Consider the following 17,710-nt stretch of genomic DNA (forward strand, 5'->3'; position numbering starts at 1 on the left):
ATGGACCCCTTCGGTGATGACACTCCGGTCTATGTGATCTCGGTGGCGGCGCAGCTGTCGGGGCTGCATCCGCAGACGCTGCGCACCTACGACCGGATGGGGCTGGTGTCCCCCGGCCGCACGGCCGGGCGGGGGCGGCGCTACTCGATGCGCGACATCGTGCTGCTGCGCGAGATCCAGCGGCTCTCCCAGGAGGAGGGCATCAACCTGTCCGGCATCAAGCACATCCTGGAGCTGCAGCGCGACAACGTGCGGCTCCGCGAGGAGCTCGCGAAGGCGCACGCGGCGCTGGAGGAGCTCGCCAACGAACTCGAATCGACCCGGTCCGTCGCGGCGCGGCTGGCGCAGCAGCGGCGGCACGGGGAACCGGGCGCGCCCGGCTCCGACCTGGTGCCGATCCGGCACACGAGCGTCGTGGTCTGGCGCGAGCGCAACTCCGAATAGGACTTTTCACGGGGACTGGGGACATGGACTACAAGCTGACGCAGAAGAGCCAGGAGGCGGTGTCGGTCGCGGTCCGCAGGGCGGCGGCCGAGGGGCATCCCGAGGTGGAGCCGCAGCATCTGCTGGCGGCGCTGATCGCGCTGCCGGACGGGACGGCGGTGCCGCTGCTGGAGGCGGTCGGCGCCGACTGGCAGGCGATCCGGCGGCGGGCGGAGGAGCAGCTCGCGGCGCTGCCGAAGGCGCAGGGGTCGACGGTGTCGTCGCCGCGGCTGTCGGGCCTGCTGCAGCGGTCGATCAACACGGCGGCGAACCGGGCGCAGCAGCTGGAGGACGAGTACGTCTCGACCGAGCACCTGCTGGTCGGCCTCGCCGCGGACGGCGGCCCGGCGGCGGGCCTGCTGAAGGAGTTCGGGGCGACGCCGCAGGCGCTGCTGGACGCGTTCGAGAAGGTGCGCGGGCACGCCCGCGTCACCAGCGAGAACCCGGAGGGCACGTACCAGTCGCTGGAGAAGTACGGCGTCGACCTGACGGCGGCGGCGCGCGACGGGCGGCTCGACCCGGTCATCGGCCGGGACGCGGAGATCCGCCGGGTGGTGCAGGTGCTGTCGCGCCGCACGAAGAACAACCCGGTGCTGATCGGTGAGCCGGGCGTCGGCAAGACGGCCGTGGTGGAGGGTCTCGCGCAGCGCATCATCGCGGGCGACGTGCCGGAGTCGCTGCGCGGCAAGAAGCTCGTCTCGCTGGACCTCGGCGCGATGGTCGCGGGCGCGAAGTACCGCGGCGAGTTCGAGGAGCGGCTGAAGGCCGTGCTGAACGAGATCAAGGAGTCCGAGGGGCAGATCGTCACGTTCATCGACGAGCTGCACACCGTGGTCGGGGCGGGCGCGGCCGAGGGCGCGATGGACGCCGGCAACATGCTGAAGCCGATGCTGGCGCGCGGCGAGCTGCGCATGATCGGCGCGACGACGCTGGACGAATACCGCGAGCGCATCGAGAAGGACCCGGCGCTGGAGCGCCGCTTCCAGCAGATCTTCGTCGGCGAGCCCACGGTGGAGGACTCGATCGCGATCCTGCGCGGGCTGAAGGGCCGCTACGAGGCGCACCACAAGGTGCAGATCAACGACTCGGCGCTGGTCGCGGCGGCGACGCTGTCGGACCGCTACATCACCTCCCGGTACCTGCCGGACAAGGCGATCGACCTGGTGGACGAGGCCGCGTCCCGGCTGCGGATGGAGATCGACTCCCGGCCGGTGGAGATCGACGAGCTGCAGCGCGCGGTGGACCGGCTGAAGATGGAGGAGCTGAACCTCGCCAAGGAGACCGACGAGGCGTCCCGGCAGCGGCTCGACCGGCTGCGCAAGGACCTCGCCGACAAGCAGGAGCACCTGACCGGCCTCGTCGCCCGCTGGGACAAGGAGAAGGCGAGCCTGAACCGGGTCGGCGAGATCAAGGAGACGATCGACCAGCTGCGCGGCGAGGCGGAGCGCGCCCAGCGGGACGGCGACCTGGAGACGTCCGCGCGGCTCACCTACGGCGAGATCCCGGCGCTGGAGAAGCAGCTGGAGGAGGCGTCGGAGGCGGCGGAGAACCGCGACGCGATGGTCAAGGAGGAGGTCGGCCCGGACGACGTCGCCGACGTGGTCGCGTCCTGGACGGGCATCCCCGCGGGCCGGCTGCTCGAAGGGGAGACGGCGAAGCTGCTCCGCATGGAGGACGAGCTGGGCCGCCGCCTGATCGGGCAGGAGGCCGCGGTCCGCACGGTGTCGGACGCGGTGCGCCGCGCCCGCGCGGGCATCTCCGACCCGGACCGCCCGACCGGCTCGTTCCTGTTCCTCGGCCCGACCGGCGTCGGCAAGACCGAGCTGGCGAAGGCGCTCGCGGAGTTCCTGTTCGACGACGAGCGGGCGATGACCCGCATCGACATGAGCGAGTACTCCGAGAAGCACAGCGTCGCCCGGCTGGTCGGCGCGCCGCCCGGATACGTCGGCTACGAGGAGGGCGGGCAGCTCACGGAGGCCGTCCGGCGCCGCCCGTACTCGGCGGTGCTGCTGGACGAGGTGGAGAAGGCGCACCCGGAGGTGTTCGACATCCTCCTGCAGGTGCTGGACGACGGCCGGCTGACGGACGGGCAGGGCCGCACGGTCGACTTCCGCAACACGATCCTGATCCTCACGTCCAACATCGGGTCGCAGTTCCTGGTCGATCCGACGCTGGAGAACGGGGCGAAGCGGGAGGCGGTGTGGAACGCCGTCCGGAACTCGTTCAAGCCGGAGTTCCTGAACCGCCTGGACGACGTGATCCTGTTCGACGCGCTGTCGACGACCGAGCTGACCCGCATCGTGGACCTGCAGGTCGAGAAGCTGGCGGACCGGCTCGCCGACCGGCAGCTGACGCTGGAGGTCACGCCGGCGGCCCGCGAGTGGCTGGCGCTGACCGGCTACGACCCGCTGTACGGGGCGCGCCCGCTGCGCCGCCTCGTGCAGACGGCGATCGGCGACCAGCTCGCCAGGGAGCTCCTCTCCGGCGAGGTCCGCGACGGCGACGAGATCGTGGTCGACCTGGACGAGGCCGCCGACCGCCTGACGGTCGCCCCGAAGAGCGGCCTGACCCTCACCAAGTAACGGGTCCCGACGGGCCGGCGCACCGCGCCGGCCCGTTCGTCTTCCCAGCGTGCGGGGCGGTGAGCAGGGGCGGGAGGCGCCTTCACGGTCCCTTCGAAGATTATTAAAGTTTCTTTAGGGATTCCCCCGCTAGCGTCCGTCGGCATTGCGGCACGCCGAAATCCGGTGGCCGCGGGACGACCGTTGGGAGATCTCCTCATGCGCAGGTCCGTCGCCTACCCCCTCGCCGCCGCGGCGGCCGTCGCGGCGCCGGTGCTCGTCGCCGCCCCCGCCTCGGCGCACGGCTACGTCTCCGCTCCCCCGAGCCGGCAGGCGCTGTGCGCGACGGGCGCCGTCCCCGACTGCGGCCCCATCCAGTTCGAACCGCAGAGCGTCGAGGGCCCGAAGGGGCTGAAGAGCTGCGACGGCGGCCTCGGCCAGTTCGCCGTCCTCGCGGACGAGAGCCGGAACTGGCCCGCCGCGTCCGTCGGCACCAGCGTCGACTTCCGGTGGGTGTTCACCGCGCGGCACCGCACGTCCAACTGGGAGTACTTCATCGGGAACACCAAGGTCGCGACGTTCGACGGCGGCAACCAGCAGCCGGACGCGGTCGTCACGCACAAGGTCGACCTCAGCAAGTTCCCGGGGAAGCGCACCGTCCTCGCGGTGTGGAACATCGGCGACACCCCGAACGCGTTCTACAGCTGCATCGACCTCAACGTGGGCGGTGGCGGGGGTGGCTCCCAGCCGGAGCCCACCACGGAACCGGAACCGGCGCCGAGCCCCACGACGCAGGCTCCGACCGCACCGGCGCCGCCGCCGAGCAGCCGCCCGCCCGCGCCGACCGGCGAGCCCGCGGCCGGCGGGACGTGGCGGGCCGGCGAGACGTACAAGACGGGCGACGTCGTGTCGTTCAACGGCGCGCAGTTCCGCTGCCGCCAGGGCCACACGGCGCTCCAGGGCTGGGAGCCGTCGCAGTTCACGCTGGCCCTGTGGCTGCCGCTGTGACGGCCGGTCGCCGCACGCTCCTGCTGGCCGCCGCGCTCGCCGCGCCCGTCCTGCTGACGGCGTGCAGCGCCGAGCCGGCGAAGACGAAGCCGGCGAGCGCGGCCTCCAGCGCCCCGGCCGCCGGCTACAACGACCAGGACGTGGTCTTCCTGCAGATGATGGTCGCCCACCACGAGCAGGGCCTGGAGATGGTGCGCCTGGCCGCCCAACGCGCCCCGCGCAAGGAGGTGCGGACGCTCGCCGCGGCCGTCGACGCGACGCAGTCGGAGGAGCTGAAGCTCATGAAGGCGTGGCTCGGCAGGTGGTCGAAGCCGACGACGTCCGACGCGGCGACGCAGGCGCACCTGCACCACGGCGCCGCGCCCGCCACCGGCGCCAAGGAGATCGGCACCCTGCGAAAGACGAAGGGCACCGGCTTCGAGCCCGCCTTCCTCAACCTGTTCATCGGCCACCAGGGCAGCGCGGTGGAGATGGCGCGGGCGGAGCAGAGCAAGGGCGCGAGCCCCGACGCGAAGGCGTTCGCGAAGCGCGTCGTGGAGTCGCGCACCGCCGAGATCCGCCAGATGCTGCGCCTGCTCAACACCTGACGGCCCCCCACATCGGACGGCGTGCCCGTCCACCGCGTGCGCGACGGTGGACGGGCCCGCCCGCCGTCACACCTCCAGGTTCTCCTCGATGTCGCGGAGCCGGTGCCTGGCCATGGCCAGGTTCGCGCGGGATCTGTCGAGGGCCATGTAGAGGAAGAGGCCCTTGCCCTTGCGTCCGGTCACCGGGCGGATGACGTGGTACTGGCTGGAGATGCTGATGAGGATGTCCTCGATGTCCTCCTTGAGGCCGAGCTGCTCCATGGTGCGGAACTTGGCCCGCACCACCTCGGTGTTCCCGGCGGCGGCCACCTCGAGGTCGAGGGTCTTGGAACTGCCCAGATGCCCGAGCGCCATGCCGCTGTTGTAGTCGACCACGGCGGCGCCGATCGCCCCGTCGATCGTCATCATGTCCTTCAGCGAGAGGTCGAGGTTGGACACATGCTCCCCTTTCGTTGTCATTGCCTTCGGCGCGGGGTCGACAGGTGGGCGGCGACGGCGCGCGCCACCGGGCGCGACTCCAGATGCAGCCGCCCCACGTTGACGGTCGGTTCCGCGAGGACGGTGAGGGACGCGGTCGGGCCCGCCGCGTAGATCACCACGTAGCCGTCCACCCCGCGGATCACCACCTCGTGGAACGCGCCGCCGTGCGCGGTCAGCGCGATCCGGTGCGCCAGCGACAGGCCCGTGGCCGTCACCGCCGCCATCCCGGTCGGCTCGACGGCCGCGGCCAGGTCGTGCGCGATGAGCAGCCCGTCCGCCGACGCGACCAGGCTGCCGGTGAGCTGCGGGACGCGCGCCCGCAGCGCCCGCAGCTCCGTCGCCACCTCGGCCTCGGGGAGCCGCGCCGCCGTCCCCGTCCCCGCTCGTTTCGCCACCTTCGCCAGCCCTTCGATCAGTCGTTTCACCGGTGGTCCGGTCAGCCGAGCTCCACCAGTGCCGTCCGCAGCCGGTCGAGCAGTTCGTGATCGGGCGCGGCCCACTCGACCGCCCCCGCGTCCCACCCCCGCGGCACCGCGGCCGTGCGCGACTCCATCGCCGCGGGCGGTTCCGTCTCCACGAGCGACGCCGCGGCCAGGCCGCGGACGGCGAGCAGGCAGCCGAACGCCGTCCGCCCGAGGTCGCGGGCCAGCCGCGCGGGCGTGCGCCGCCCGTCGGCGTTGAGCAGGATCTCCGCCTGGACGCCGGTCAGGATGACGCGCTGCCGCCGCACCCGCCGGACCGGCACGACGGGCGCCGCGTCGACGCTCCCGCCCGGCCAGGCCGCGTCGAGCCGGGCGCGGCGGCGCCGCTGCTCGTGCACGAGCGTCGCCACGCCGATCCGCAGCGGGCCGCCCGCCGGGTCCTCCACGCCTTCCGTGAACACCGGCTCGGCCGCCGAACCGAGCAGGAAGTAGGCGGCGTCGAACAGCGCGAGCAGCGCCGGCAGCTCGGGATCGGGCCCGCCCGGCAGCTCGCCGGCGCCAGGCACGTGCCTGCTCTCGGCATGGACGACGGCCCCGCCGGCGAGATGGAACGCGCCATCGTCGCCCACCCGGAGCACACCGGTGCGCCTTTCCCGCTCCAGTGCGGCGAGCGCACCGCAAATGTCGCCGCCCATGTCACCCGTCCGCCATTTCACGGACGAGGCTCCGCATGTGCAGCCGCGCGAGCGCGATATTGCCGTTCTCCCGGTCGAGCAGTAAATGGACGAAGAGATGCCCGTCGACGTCGGCTCCGGAAAGGGCCAAGAGGTGATATCCCGCGGCGCCGCATACGATGATCTCTTCGATGTCATCGCCCGCCGCGGTCGCGCTGAGCGCCGGCGAGGCCAGCACCGCCCGCACCACATCGGTCGCACTCGCCGCGTCCTCATGCTGGTCAACGATGTCCTCGCGGCCCGCCGCCGCGACGGCGAGCCCGCTGGCGCAGTCCACCAGCGTCACCCGCTGGGCCCCCGGGATCGTCATCATCCGGGCAAGGCAGTCGTCGATCCGCACTCATTCCCCCACCGAATGAGAGTTGCAGGAACTCGACCATAGCCACAACTTTGCCCCCAGCAACACCAACTAGGTGAATCCCAACCACATCCCCCGAGTGGGGTATGAATACCGACCCGTATCGAAACCGGTCAGCCCGACTGCACCACTCCCTCCGCAGAATCGGCCCACCCGAACCCGCCAATTCCGCGCCACCCACAACCGCCCAACGCGGCCCGCCGCAGGACGGCGCGGTGATTCCGCTGTGAGCGTGCAGGGGTTCTGTACGTAACGTACGGAAGGCAGAGTTCTCCTCATGAGGCTTCTGATGCTGGGCGGGACGGAGTTCGTGGGGCGGGCCATCACCGAGGACGCCCTTGCACGCGGCTGGGACGTGACCGTCTTCCATCGCGGACGCCACGACCCGCCCGCCGGGGTGCGGTCGCTGCACGGCGACCGAACCACCGCCGACGGACTCAAGTCCCTCGCGGACGGCGAGTGGGACGCGGTGGTCGACACCTGGTCGGGCGCACCGTCCGCCGTCCGCGACGCCGCGCGCCTTCTCGCGGGCCGGGTCGGGCGCTACGTCTACATATCCAGCGTTTCCGTCTACCGGTTCCCTACGCCGCCCGGCCTCACGGAGGAGACGGCCGTGGTGGACGGCTCTCCAGACGCCGGCGACGTGGACTACGCCGCCGCCAAGCGAGGCAGCGAACTCGCTGCACTCGACACCTTCGGAGACAAGGCCCTGCTGATGCGGGCCGGTCTCATCCTGGGCCCTTACGAGAACATCGGGCGCCTGCCGTGGTGGCTGAAGCGCATCGCGCAAGGCGGTGACGTCCTGGCCCCCGGCCCGCGCGACTTGGGCTTGCAGTACATCGACGTACGCGACCTGGCCGCATGGACCCTGGACGCCGCAGAGCAGGGCCTAGGCGGCCCCTACAACCTGGTCAGCCGACCGGCCCACACGACGATGGAGGAGCTGCTCCAAGCCTGCATCCACGTGACCGACTCGAAGGCGAACCTCGTCTGGACGGCCCCGGAGACCATCCTGCAAGCGGGCATCCAGCCGTGGACAGACCTTCCGGTCTGGCTTCCACCCGGCGAGGCCCACGACACCATGCACCAAGCCAGCGCCGACAAGGCCCTCGCCGCAGGGCTGCGTTGCAGGCCCGTCCAGGAGACGGTCGCCGACACCTGGCAGTGGCTCCAGTCGATAGGCGGACGGGCACCGCAGCGTCCTGACCGTCCAGTGGTGGGTCTGGCTCCCGACAAGGAGGCCGAGACGCTGCGCTCATGGGAGATGGGTGGAGATCCGGGTGAGGAGGGCGCGGAGTAGGGCCAGTTCCTCGCGGCCCACCGCGTCCTGGACCCGGGCCCACTCCGCCTCGACGGCGGCGGTCAGGCGGGTGACCTCTTCCTGGCCGCGTTCGGACAGGAACACGAGGATCCTGCGGCGGTCCTCCTCGTCCGGGCGGCGGTAGACCAGGCCGGCGGACACCAGGCGGTCGACCACCTTGGTGAGCGTGGGAGCGGGCAGCAGGGCGTGCTCGGCGATCTCGGTCATCGGATGCCCGGAACCGTCGGACAGCAGGGAGGTGACGCGCCACTCCTCCACGGTCGAGCCGGCGGTCTTGAGGGCGGCGCCGAGCCGGGCGGTGATGTCGCGCTCGACGCGCGCCAGCACCCGCGGGAGGTCCAGCTCGTGCTGCGGAACACCTGTCGTAGTCATCGCAACAACCAAGATTACCGCCTCGTAGAAAGTAATTTCGGCCGCCCATGGGCTACCGTCCCGGATATGGACGACCTGAACGTCGCCCTGGTGGTGCCGTTGCAGGGGCCCGCGGGACTCTTCGGGCCCTCCGCCGAGCTGTGCGCTCGATTGGCACAGGAAGAAATCAATGCCGAGGGCGGCGTGCTCGGCCGCCGGCTGCGGCTGGTCCTCGTGGACGGGGGCGCGCCGCCGCCGGTGGTCGCCGACCGGGTCGGGTCGCTGGTCGGCTCGGGCGCCGTGCACGCGGTCACCGGCTGGCACATCTCGGCCGTCCGGCAGTGCCTCGCGCCGCGCCTCGCCGGGCGCGTCCCGTACGTCTACACCGCGCTGTACGAAGGGGGCGAGCGCTCGCCGGGGGTGTTCCTCACCGGTGAGACGCCCGACGGGCAGCTGCGGCCGGCGCTGCGGCGGCTCGCCGCGGAGTTCGGCATCCGGCGCTGGACGGTCATCGGCGACGACTACGTCTGGCCGCGCGTCTCGGCGCACGCCGTCCGGTCGTACCTGGCGGAGCAGGGCGCGGTGCTGTGCGACGAGATCTTCGTCCGGCTCGGCACGCAGGACTTCAGCGGCCCGCTGCGCCGGATCGACGCGAGCGGCTGCGAGGGCGTCCTCATGCTGCTGGTCGGCGACGACGCGGTGGCGTTCAACCGGGCGTTCGGCGCGGCGGGGCTGCCGCACCTGCGGTTCAGCCCGCTGATGGACGAGAACATGCTGCTCGCGTCGGGCGTGGAGGGCACCCGCGGGCTGTACGCGGCGGCGGGGTTCTTCGAGACGCTCCCGACCGGGGACGGCCTGGACTTCGGCGGCCGCTACCACCGCCGGTTCGGCGCGCAGGCGCCGCCGCTCAACAGCATGGGGGAGTCCTGCTACGAGGGGGTGCGGCTGCTCGGCGAGCTGTTCCGGCGCAGCGGCGAGCCGGACGTGCGCCGCATGAGCGCGGTCGCCGAGGGCATCGGCTACGACGGGCCGCGCGGGCCCGTCGAGGTGCGGGACCGGCACCTGCGGCAGCGGGTGTTCCTCGCCGCCGCCGACGGGCTGGAGTTCGACGTGCTGTGCCAGCTCACCCCTTGACCATTAGTTCATGGCAAAATAGTTTCTACAGAAAATAAGGGGGTTTTCATGGCGGCGACCTACGACCTCGGCGACTTCACCCTGCAGGGCGGCGCGACCCTGCGCGGAGCACAGCTCACCTACGAGACCTACGGCGACCTGGCGGCCGACAAGGGCAACGCCATCGTCTACCCCACCTGGTACTCCGGCCGGCACCAGGACAACGAGTGGCTCATCGGCGAGGGCATGGCGCTGGACCCGGCCCGCTACTTCATCATCGTGCCGAACATGCTGGGCAACGGGCTGTCCAGCTCGCCCAGCAACACACCGCCGCCCTACGACCGCGCCCGCTTCCCGCACGTCACCATGTACGACAACGTCGAAGCGCAGCACCGGCTCGTCACCGAGCACTTCGGCATCGAGCGGCTGCCGCTGGTGACGGGCTGGTCCATGGGCGCGGGCCAGACCTACCAGTGGGCCGTCAGCCATCCCGAGATGGTCGAGCGGATCGCCCCCTTCTGCGGGTCGTCCCGCACCAGCTACCACAACCAGGTCTTCCTGGAGGGCGTGAAGGCCGCGCTCACGGCCGACGCCGCGTTCGCCGAAGGCTGGTACACCTCTCCCCCTACGCGAGGGCTGCGCGCCGCCGCGCGCGTGTACGCGGGCTGGGGCTTCTCCCAGGCGTTCTACTGGGACCGCCTGTACGAGCGTCTCGGCTACAGCTCTCTCGAAGACTTCCTCGTCGGTTTCTGGGAGGGCTTCTTCCTGGACGACCGCGACGCCAACAACCTGCTGACCATGCTCTGGACGTGGCAGAACGCCGACGTCGGCCGCACACCCGGCTTCGACGGCGACACCAAGGCCGCGCTCGCGTCCATCAAGGCGCGGGCCCTCGTCATGCCCGCCGAGAAGGACCTGTACTTCCCGCCCGAGGACGAGGCGTGGGCCGTCCAGCACATCCCGGGCGCGGAGCTCCGCGTCATCCCCGGCGTGTGGGGGCACTTCGCCGGCCACGGCAGCAACCCCGAGGACACCGCCTTCATCGACGCCGCCCTGAAGGAACTTCTGGCCGCGTGACCGCCGCCTGACCGCCGCCCGCCGTCCGACCCGTGCGCGCCGCCTGACCAGCGCGGGGGCCGGTCGGCGGGATCCGGCCGCACACCCATTGACTATTACTTCACATCCGAATAGTTTCTGTGGGAAGTAATCCGTGCGGCTGGAGGCCCGTCATGGTGATCTATCAGTACCGCTGCGCCCGGTGCGGACCCTTCGACCTCGCGCTGCCGATGGGCGGCGCACGCCCCGAGAACCCCTGCGCGGACTGCGGCGGCAGCGCCCGCCGCGTCTACACCGCCCCGGCGCTCACCCGGCCCGGCGCGCCGCTGACCCGGGCGCTGGACGCCCAGGAGGCCAGCAGGCACGAGCCGAAGATCGTCTCGGCGCCGCCGCCGGGACGCCCCCGCCCCACCCCGCCCGCCGATCCCCGGCACGCGCTCCTCCCCCGGCCCTGACCATGGGAAGCGTGGGCCTGCTCTACGTCGGCGCGGTCCTGTTCGTCAACGCGCTGATGATGCTCGGACGCGTCGAGGCCCGCTCGGCGGCGCTCCTCAACCTCTTCGTCGGCGCGCTGCAGGTGATGCTGCCGACACTGCTGCTCGTCGCCGCCGGGGACGACCTCGCGGCGATCACCGCGGCGGCCGGGATCTACCTGTTCGGGTTCACCTACCTCTATGTCGGCATCGGCCTGCTCGCCGGCCTCGACACCACCGGCGCCGGCTGGTTCTCGCTGTTCGTCGCGCTGGCGGCGCTCGGCTTCGCCGCGATCAACTTCCTCGACGTCCGGGACCACCCGTTCGGGGTCATCTGGCTCTGCTGGTCGTTCCTCTGGTTCCTGTTCTTCCTCGTCCTCGGCCTCAAGCGGGAGGAGCTGACCCGCTACACGGGCTGGGTCACGCTCGCCAACGCCGCGGGCACCACGACGCTGCCCGCGTTCCTGCTGCTGACCGACACCTACTCGACGTCCGCCGTGTTCGCCGCCGTCCTGGCCGGCTGCGCCGTGGCCGTCCTCGCCGGGCTCTGGGTCCTGACCCGTCCCGGACGGGTGCCCGCCGGCGCGCCGCCGGAGCCCGTCGCCGGCCCCTGATCTCGTCTTCTTCTTCTCGCCCGATCCGCTTCAGGAGGTACCCCATGCCCGAAGTCGTCTTCAGCGTCGACCAGGCCCGGTCCATGCGCGACCAGAACGTGCCCGGCCACAACCGGTGGCACCCCGACATCCCGGCGGCGGCGACCGTCCGGCCCGGCGCGGAGTTCCGCGTCGAGTGCCGGGAGTGGACGGACGGCCAGATCGGCAACAACGACTCCGCCAACGACATCCGCGACGTCGACCTGTCGCCCTGCCACATGCTGAGCGGGCCCATCGCCGTCGAGGGCGCCGAACCCGGCGACCTCCTCGTGGTCGACATCCTCGACCTCGGCCCCATCCCGCAGGAGACGGGAGGCATCGCCGGCCAGGGGTGGGGCTACACCGGCATCTTCGCCAAGCAGAACGGCGGCGGTTTCCTCACCGACTACTACCCCGACGCCTACAAGGCCATCTGGGACTTCCACGGCCAGCAGGCGACCTCGCGCCACATCCCAGGGGTGCGCTTCACCGGCATCACCCACCCCGGCCTGTTCGGCACGGCCCCGTCACCGGAACTGCTGGCCCGCTGGAACGCCCGCGAACAGGCCCTCATCGACACCGACCCCCTGCGCGTGCCACCGCTCGCACTGCCGCCCCTCACGGACGGCACCCTCGCCGGGACGCTCACCGGCGACGCCCTCGCGAAGGTCGGCGCTGAAGGGGCCCGGACCGTCCCCCCGCGCGAGAACGGCGGCAACCACGACATCAAGAACTTCACCCGCGGCTCGCGCGTCTTCTACCCCGTCCACGTGCCGGGCGGCATGCTGTCCGGCGGCGACCTGCACTTCAGCCAGGGCGACGGCGAGATCACCTTCTGCGGCGCCATCGAGATGGGCGGCTTCATCGACTTCCACGTCGACATCATCAAGGGCGGCATGGAGAAGTACGGCGTGACCACCAACCCGGTGTTCATGCCGGGCAACGTGGAGCCGCGCTACTCGGAGTTCATCAGCTTCGTCGGCATCTCCGTCGACCACGGCACCGACACCAACCACTACAACGACGCCACCCTCGCCTACCGGAACGCCTGCCTCAACGCCATCGAGTACCTCAAGACGTTCGGCTACAGCGGCGAGCAGGCGTACCTGCTGCTCGGCGCCGCGCCGATCGAGGGGCGCGTCAGCGGCGTCGTCGACATCCCGAACGCCTGCTGCTCGCTCTACCTGCCCACGGCCATCTTCGACTTCGACATCCGGCCGACGGCCGACGGCCCGCGCCGCGCCGACCGCGGCCAGTGCGCCGTCTCGTCCTGACCCGCCTCTGACACCGCGGCCCGGTCCTTGCCCTCGGGTAGGGGCCGGGCCGCGGCACGGGAGGCGCAAGCACGACCGTCGCGCCCCGGGTGGACGCGGCGGGGTCCGGTCCGCTAGAGAGACCTCCTATGAGCGCATTGGTACTCGGGCCCCATCTCCGGCATGTGAGTCACCACACCGCGACCATCTGGGTGGAGACCGAACGGCCCTGCGAGGTCCGGGTCGTGAACGAGGAGCACGGCGTCGACGCGTCCGCCCGGACGTTCACGGCGCACGGCCACCACTACGCGCTCGTCGAGATCGACGGGCTCGCGGCGGGCTCGCGCATCCCCTACGAGGTGCGCACCGACGGCGAGACCGTCTGGCCCGAGGACGACGGCTTCCCGCCGTCCCAGCTCAGGACGCTGGACGAGAGCGGCGGGCTGCGGATCTCGTTCGGGTCCTGCCGCCGCTCGCCCGGCACCGTGGCGGAGTTCGGGCACGACGCGCTCGCCGCGTTCGCCGAGCGGCTCCGGACCGGCGGCGACGCGGTCACCTGGCCCGACATCCTGCTCATGGTCGGCGACCAGGTGTACGCCGACGAGCTGAGCGACGAGATGCGCGCCTTCATCGGCGGCCGGCGCGGCCCCGACGACCAGCCCGCCGACGAGGCCGCCGACTTCGAGGACTACACGCACCTCTACCAGCTCGCCTGGCACGGCGACCCCGCCGTCCGGTGGCTGCTGTCGACCGTCCCGACCCTCACGATCTTCGACGACCACGACATCCGGGACGACTGGAACACCTCCTACGCGTGGCGGCGGGAGATGTGGTCGCAGCCGTGGTGGAAGGACCGGATCACCGGCGGGATCGGGTCGTACTGGATCTACCAGCACCTCGGGAACATGTCGCCGCAGGACCGGGCGTCCGACCCGCTGCTCGCGAAGCTGCGTGAGGCGTCCGACACGACGGGCGACGCCGGGGCCGTCCTGGACGAGTTCGCGGAGCGGGCCGACAAGGAGCCTGCCAGTACGCGCTGGAGCTATGCCCACGACTGGGGCGGCACCCGCCTGATCGTCGTCGACAGCCGGTGCTCGCGGCTCCTCACCGCCGACCGGCGCGGGATGCTCGACGACGAGGAGTTCGACTGGCTCGACGGCCAGTGCCAGGGCGGCATGGACCACCTGCTCATCGCCAGCTCCCTGCCCTACCTGCTCCCCATGGCGATCCACCACGCCGAGTCGTGGAACGAGGCCGTCGCCGGCGGCGCCTGGGGCAAGCGCGGCGCGGGCATCGGGGAGAAGATCCGGCAGGCCGCCGACCTGGAGCACTGGGCGGCGTTCGAGCGGTCGTTCCGCGACGTGGCCGCCGACGTCATCGCCGTCGGACGCGGTGAGCGCGGCCCCGCGCCGGCGAGCATCTCCTTCTTGTCCGGCGACATCCACTACTCCTACCTGGCTCGGGTCACCGAGCCGGGCACGCAGTCGAAGGTGTCCCAGATCGTCTGCTCGCCGCTGCGGAACCCGCTGCAGGGGAAGTTCAAATGGGCGAACCGCATCGCCTACTCGCGGGCGGCGGGCGCGCCCTTCCGGATGCTGGCGAAGCTCGCGAAGGTGCCCGTCCCGCCGATCCGGTGGCGGATGACCGAGGGCCCCTGGTTCCACAACGCCATCGCGACCGTCGAGCTGTCCGGGCGCGACTGCAACGTGCGCTGGGAGAGTCCGCACGGCGACGGCCGCCTCAGCGAGATGGGCCGCGCCAGCATCACCTGAGCCCCCGCCCGGCCGGGCCGCGCCCCGGGAAAAGGAAATCGCGCCCGAAATGTATGACGGTCAGTGGTCAAGCGACCACAATGCGCGAGACCCGAAAAGGTTTCGAGTAGGGTGCTGATACCGGTTCCGAACCCGTGAGCTGCTTCTTCCCGTAAAGATCCGGCGGAAGCGCGGGGCCGGCGCGAAACGGCTGGTAGCGTCCGCCGCGGCTCCCATTTCGTTGTTACCGGGGAGTCGCCAACGGGCGGGTCGTCATGAAAGAGTGGCGAATCGCCGTATTGGCCTACTGGGCTGCAGGGCTTCACTACGCTATAAGCGCCCGGGGTCGCTACGCCGAGTGGGCACGCTGTGAGCTCCCGTGTTGAGGAAGGACGGTGCCGCATGGATCGTTGCGCGCTGTTCGTTGACGCCGGCTATCTGCTGGCGGACGGTGCCATGGCTGTGCACGGCACGCGCCATCGCGAAACGGTCTCGTGGGACTTCGGCGGCCTCCTGCAACTCCTCGGCGACCTGGCCAGGGAGCGCACCGGCATGCCGCTGCTGCGCTGCTACTGGTACGAGGCGACGATCGAGGGCCGCCGCTCGCCCGAGCACGACGCGCTCGCCGACCTGCCCGGCCTCAAGCTGCGGCTCGGCCGGGTCCGGCCCGGCCGCCGCGAGGGCGTCGACACCGAGATCCACCGTGACCTGATGACCCTCGCCCGCAACGGCGCCCTCGCCGACGCCGTCCTGGTCAGCGGCGACGAGGACCTCGCGCAGATCGTCACCGACGCCCAGGACCTCGGCGTCCGCGTCACCGTCGTGCACGTCGCCGTCGACGGCAACTGGACGATCTCCCGGGTGCTGCGGCAGGAGTGCGACGACCTCATCGAGATCGGGTCCGGCCACCTGCGCCCCTACGTCAACCTGCTCGCCGGCATGGACGCGGGGTCCGGCTCCTCCCTCGGGACGAGCCCCCTGTCCAACGGGCACGGCGGCGGCAACGGCCACAGCGGGTCGCTCGGCACGCTGGCCCCGGCCACGCACGGCGGGCCGCCGCCCGCGTCCCCGGTCACCGGGCCGCCCGTTCCCACGTCGTCCGCGCCGTCGTCCGCGCCGTCCATGCCGTCCGTCCGCGACCTCGGCCCCGCCATGACCGGCGGGTTCGGCGGCGGCGGCACCGGCGGCGGCACCGGCACCGGGCCGATGCCACTGCCCGGCGGCGGCCTCGCCGGATCGTCCTACAGCACCGGCGGCCAGCAGGTCCCGCTCCAGCCCGCCTCCACGACCGGGCCGTCGCCCCTCGTCGGGCCGTCCTCCACGCAGGCCCCCTCCGCACCGGCCCCCTCGGCGCCGCCCATGCCCGCGCCGCCGCCGAGCTCCGGGCCGCAGTACGGCTCGTCGCCGATCCCCGCGCCGTCCCCGCCGCCCCCTCCGCAGACGCTGCCGTCGCAGCCGAGCGGCCAGCACGGCCCCTACACCGGGCCACAGCAGCTCCCCGTCCCGGCGCAGAGCACCCCGACCCTCGCGGACGCCGTGAAGTCCGCTCACCAGGAGGGCCAGGACTTCGGCGAGTCCGTCGCCCGCGACGCGCCCGCGCTGTGGCTGGAGGCCGTCCTCGCCCGCAAGCCGCGCATGCCGTCCGATCTGGAGGCGCGGCTGCTGCAGGGCTCCTCGCTGCCGATCGACTTCCTGCTCCACGACGAGGTGCGGCACGCGCTGCGCCGCGGATTCTGGGACGCGCTCGAACGTTCCCGCAGGTGAGCTGACAGGTACGCGGCGGTATTCGGCGATCATCGTCGATTCGCCCGCTTCGGCCGCGCGCCGCCGGGTAGCGTTGAAGCGTGACGCATGTGACGGAAGACGATCTCGACGACCTGGAGTTCGACACCCTGCGCACCGGCGATCACATCTCGGCGGCCCGCCGGCTGTCCGAGCTGGCCGAGTCGGTCTCCGGTGGGGTGTCACGCGCCAACGTCCTGCTGCGCGCCGGCGAGCAGTGGCAGCACGCCGGCGACCACGCGAAGGCCGCCGAGCTGTACCGCAGGGCCATGGACGACGGCGGCGAGACCTACGGCGACCCGCGCGCCTACCTCGCCGACGCGCTCTTCGAGCTGGGCCACGCCGACGAGGCCCGCACCCTCCTCGACCAGATCCGCGCCGACAGCCCCCGCGACCCCGAGGTGTACCGCGCCGTCGCCGAGGTGCTGTACGCCCAGGGCGACGCGACCGGCGCCCACGAGTGGGCCACCAGCGGCGCCGACGTCGTGCTCGCCATCCGCGACCGCGCCGTCGGCACCGGCATGGGCGGCGGCCCCGACGAGGCCCCCGCCCCCGACGCCGACTCCCTCACCCCGGGCCCCGACGACGCCGCCATCGCCGAAGACAGCCTCGAAGCGCTCCTCCGCCTCCGCTACCGCGCCCGCGTGGACCTCGGCCGAGGCGAAGACGACTACGACGCCCTCCTGGACGACCTCCTCAAGAACGCGTGAGGTCTCAGCCGCCCGTTAGGGCGGAGTCGGCGCGTCCCCCTGCGCGGCTAAAGCTCGGTTATTAGTTCGCTCAGGGATTGGGCGACCGTTGTCGGGGGTTCGTGGTCGGTTGTTCGCCAGCCGCGCAGGTGAGCCTCTCTGAGGGCCTCATCGTGGTTGGAGGGTGCGGTGCGGTCCGCATGGGTGCGGAGGTAGCCGCAGGGCGCCTCCGGCCAATCTGGGGCCATGGGGAGGTCGTTTCCAGGGTCGGCGTGGTCGTGCCGGCCGCGGCGCGGCAGATCGGCGTCCACGAAGACGAATCCGGCGACCGGGCGGTGGGCGGCGCGCTGGGCCAGGGCTATGCCGGGCAGCAGCGGTCCGGCGGCGCCGTGGGCGACCAGGGCCAGCGGCGGTGTCGGCGCCGTCGCGGTGATGATCAGGGAGACGCGGGCGATGTAGCGCGGGCCGGTCTCGTCCGGGACGTCCGGCGCCACCACGTCCAGGCCGTAGGAGCGGAGCATCTCCGGCAGGTCGCCCCAGGAGGCCGCGGTGGCGTGCGGGGCGTGCAGCAGGACGACGGTTCCGGGAGTCACGCCGCCGAACCTACACGCGCGGGAGCGCATGGCGGCGCCGGGGCGCCGGGGCGGGGTCAATAG

The 17,710-nt window shown here is 72.0% G+C and carries 19 protein-coding genes; 13 read left to right on the plus strand and 6 right to left on the minus strand.

Features of this window, described 5'->3' with window-relative positions:
* The 4 genes from AB0K34_RS01050 to AB0K34_RS01065 all read left to right on the plus strand — a co-directional run bounded on the left by AB0K34_RS01050 (window position 1) and on the right by AB0K34_RS01065 (window position 4,639).
* Complete coding sequence (locus tag AB0K34_RS01050) at window positions 1-444, plus strand: helix-turn-helix transcriptional regulator (protein ID WP_089328733.1); 444 nt, start codon at window positions 1-3, stop codon at window positions 442-444.
* 23 nt (window positions 445-467) lie between these two features.
* Window positions 468-3,065, plus strand: a complete 2,598-nt coding sequence (clpB, locus tag AB0K34_RS01055) for an ATP-dependent chaperone ClpB (protein WP_138637335.1) — start codon at window positions 468-470, stop codon at window positions 3,063-3,065.
* Window positions 3,066-3,263: 198 nt separating this feature from the next.
* On the plus strand, window positions 3,264-4,052 hold the full coding sequence (locus AB0K34_RS01060) for a lytic polysaccharide monooxygenase (RefSeq protein WP_138637334.1): 789 nt from the start codon (window positions 3,264-3,266) through the stop codon (window positions 4,050-4,052).
* Window positions 4,037-4,639: a DUF305 domain-containing protein gene (locus AB0K34_RS01065; RefSeq protein WP_364544399.1), complete on the plus strand. Its 603-nt coding sequence runs from the start codon at window positions 4,037-4,039 to the stop codon at window positions 4,637-4,639. Before AB0K34_RS01060 ends, AB0K34_RS01065 begins: the two co-directional genes overlap by 16 nt.
* A gap of 66 nt (window positions 4,640-4,705) precedes the next feature.
* Here AB0K34_RS01065 and AB0K34_RS01070 read toward each other — a convergent pair whose 3' ends face one another.
* From AB0K34_RS01070 to AB0K34_RS01085, 4 genes are read right to left on the minus strand one after another with little or no spacing between them, the layout of a single operon-like run.
* The gene (locus AB0K34_RS01070; protein WP_364544402.1) at window positions 4,706-5,077 is read right to left on the minus strand and encodes a hypothetical protein; all 372 of its coding nucleotides are present in this window, start codon (window positions 5,075-5,077) and stop codon (window positions 4,706-4,708) included.
* Between the two features lie 17 nt (window positions 5,078-5,094).
* Window positions 5,095-5,544 (minus strand): roadblock/LC7 domain-containing protein, encoded by a 450-nt coding sequence (locus AB0K34_RS01075; RefSeq protein WP_240807727.1) that lies wholly within the window; start codon window positions 5,542-5,544, stop codon window positions 5,095-5,097.
* Between the two features lie 11 nt (window positions 5,545-5,555).
* Window positions 5,556-6,236, minus strand: coding sequence for a hypothetical protein (locus AB0K34_RS01080; RefSeq protein WP_364544405.1), 681 nt, complete (start codon window positions 6,234-6,236; stop codon window positions 5,556-5,558).
* A 1-nt stretch (window position 6,237) separates the two neighbouring features.
* Window positions 6,238-6,615 (minus strand): hypothetical protein, encoded by a 378-nt coding sequence (locus AB0K34_RS01085; RefSeq protein WP_240807725.1) that lies wholly within the window; start codon window positions 6,613-6,615, stop codon window positions 6,238-6,240.
* A 295-nt stretch (window positions 6,616-6,910) separates the two neighbouring features.
* On the opposite strand from AB0K34_RS01085, the gene AB0K34_RS01090 reads away from it, so the two are divergent.
* The gene (locus AB0K34_RS01090; RefSeq protein ID WP_364544408.1) at window positions 6,911-7,933 is read left to right on the plus strand and encodes an NAD-dependent epimerase/dehydratase family protein; all 1,023 of its coding nucleotides are present in this window, start codon (window positions 6,911-6,913) and stop codon (window positions 7,931-7,933) included.
* Here the strand turns inward: AB0K34_RS01090 and AB0K34_RS01095 are convergent.
* Window positions 7,889-8,326, minus strand: coding sequence for a MarR family winged helix-turn-helix transcriptional regulator (locus tag AB0K34_RS01095; protein ID WP_138637329.1), 438 nt, complete (start codon window positions 8,324-8,326; stop codon window positions 7,889-7,891). The genes AB0K34_RS01090 and AB0K34_RS01095 overlap by 45 nt on opposite strands.
* 66 nt (window positions 8,327-8,392) lie before the next feature.
* On the opposite strand from AB0K34_RS01095, the gene AB0K34_RS01100 reads away from it, so the two are divergent.
* The 8 genes from AB0K34_RS01100 to AB0K34_RS01135 all read left to right on the plus strand — a co-directional run bounded on the left by AB0K34_RS01100 (window position 8,393) and on the right by AB0K34_RS01135 (window position 17,075).
* Window positions 8,393-9,439: a substrate-binding domain-containing protein gene (locus tag AB0K34_RS01100; RefSeq protein WP_138637328.1), complete on the plus strand. Its 1,047-nt coding sequence runs from the start codon at window positions 8,393-8,395 to the stop codon at window positions 9,437-9,439.
* A gap of 48 nt (window positions 9,440-9,487) precedes the next feature.
* Window positions 9,488-10,495: an alpha/beta fold hydrolase gene (locus tag AB0K34_RS01105; RefSeq protein ID WP_138637327.1), complete on the plus strand. Its 1,008-nt coding sequence runs from the start codon at window positions 9,488-9,490 to the stop codon at window positions 10,493-10,495.
* 152 nt (window positions 10,496-10,647) lie between these two features.
* On the plus strand, window positions 10,648-10,929 hold the full coding sequence (locus AB0K34_RS01110; RefSeq protein ID WP_301173762.1) for a zinc ribbon domain-containing protein: 282 nt from the start codon (window positions 10,648-10,650) through the stop codon (window positions 10,927-10,929).
* A 2-nt stretch (window positions 10,930-10,931) separates the two neighbouring features.
* Window positions 10,932-11,561 (plus strand): AmiS/UreI family transporter, encoded by a 630-nt coding sequence (locus AB0K34_RS01115; protein ID WP_301173761.1) that lies wholly within the window; start codon window positions 10,932-10,934, stop codon window positions 11,559-11,561.
* Window positions 11,562-11,605: 44 nt separating this feature from the next.
* Window positions 11,606-12,853, plus strand: coding sequence for a formamidase (gene fmdA / locus AB0K34_RS01120; RefSeq protein ID WP_138641896.1), 1,248 nt, complete (start codon window positions 11,606-11,608; stop codon window positions 12,851-12,853).
* Between the two features lie 164 nt (window positions 12,854-13,017).
* Window positions 13,018-14,604: an alkaline phosphatase D family protein gene (locus tag AB0K34_RS01125; protein WP_301173760.1), complete on the plus strand. Its 1,587-nt coding sequence runs from the start codon at window positions 13,018-13,020 to the stop codon at window positions 14,602-14,604.
* A gap of 381 nt (window positions 14,605-14,985) precedes the next feature.
* Window positions 14,986-16,347, plus strand: a complete 1,362-nt coding sequence (locus tag AB0K34_RS01130; RefSeq protein WP_301173759.1) for an NYN domain-containing protein — start codon at window positions 14,986-14,988, stop codon at window positions 16,345-16,347.
* 80 nt (window positions 16,348-16,427) lie between these two features.
* The gene (locus tag AB0K34_RS01135) at window positions 16,428-17,075 is read left to right on the plus strand and encodes a tetratricopeptide repeat protein (RefSeq protein ID WP_301173758.1); all 648 of its coding nucleotides are present in this window, start codon (window positions 16,428-16,430) and stop codon (window positions 17,073-17,075) included.
* Between the two features lie 47 nt (window positions 17,076-17,122).
* On the opposite strand, the gene AB0K34_RS01140 is transcribed toward AB0K34_RS01135, so the two are convergent.
* Entirely contained in the window at window positions 17,123-17,647 is a 525-nt protein-coding gene (locus AB0K34_RS01140) for a hypothetical protein (RefSeq protein WP_171069490.1), read from the minus strand.
* Between the last annotated feature and the right edge of the window lie 63 nt (window positions 17,648-17,710).

The sequence above is a fragment of the Actinomadura sp. NPDC049382 genome (genome assembly GCF_040677125.1).
Taxonomy (GTDB): Bacteria; Actinomycetota; Actinomycetes; order Streptosporangiales; family Streptosporangiaceae; genus Spirillospora; species Spirillospora geliboluensis.

Bases quoted from the DNA above. Each gene is read 5' to 3' on its own strand.
- AB0K34_RS01050 (WP_089328733.1), top strand. From the start codon at position 1: ATGGACCCCTTCGGTGATGACACTCCGGTCTATGTGATCTCGGTGGCG.
- clpB (WP_138637335.1), top strand. From the start codon at position 468: ATGGACTACAAGCTGACGCAGAAGAGCCAGGAGGCGGTGTCGGTCGCG.
- AB0K34_RS01060 (WP_138637334.1), top strand. From the start codon at position 3,264: ATGCGCAGGTCCGTCGCCTACCCCCTCGCCGCCGCGGCGGCCGTCGCG.
- AB0K34_RS01080 (WP_364544405.1), bottom strand. From the start codon at position 6,236: ATGGGCGGCGACATTTGCGGTGCGCTCGCCGCACTGGAGCGGGAAAGG.
- AB0K34_RS01090 (WP_364544408.1), top strand. From the start codon at position 6,911: ATGAGGCTTCTGATGCTGGGCGGGACGGAGTTCGTGGGGCGGGCCATC.
- AB0K34_RS01095 (WP_138637329.1), bottom strand. From the start codon at position 8,326: ATGACTACGACAGGTGTTCCGCAGCACGAGCTGGACCTCCCGCGGGTG.
- AB0K34_RS01100 (WP_138637328.1), top strand. From the start codon at position 8,393: ATGGACGACCTGAACGTCGCCCTGGTGGTGCCGTTGCAGGGGCCCGCG.
- AB0K34_RS01105 (WP_138637327.1), top strand. From the start codon at position 9,488: ATGGCGGCGACCTACGACCTCGGCGACTTCACCCTGCAGGGCGGCGCG.
- AB0K34_RS01110 (WP_301173762.1), top strand. From the start codon at position 10,648: ATGGTGATCTATCAGTACCGCTGCGCCCGGTGCGGACCCTTCGACCTC.
- AB0K34_RS01115 (WP_301173761.1), top strand. From the start codon at position 10,932: ATGGGAAGCGTGGGCCTGCTCTACGTCGGCGCGGTCCTGTTCGTCAAC.
- fmdA (WP_138641896.1), top strand. From the start codon at position 11,606: ATGCCCGAAGTCGTCTTCAGCGTCGACCAGGCCCGGTCCATGCGCGAC.
- AB0K34_RS01130 (WP_301173759.1), top strand. From the start codon at position 14,986: ATGGATCGTTGCGCGCTGTTCGTTGACGCCGGCTATCTGCTGGCGGAC.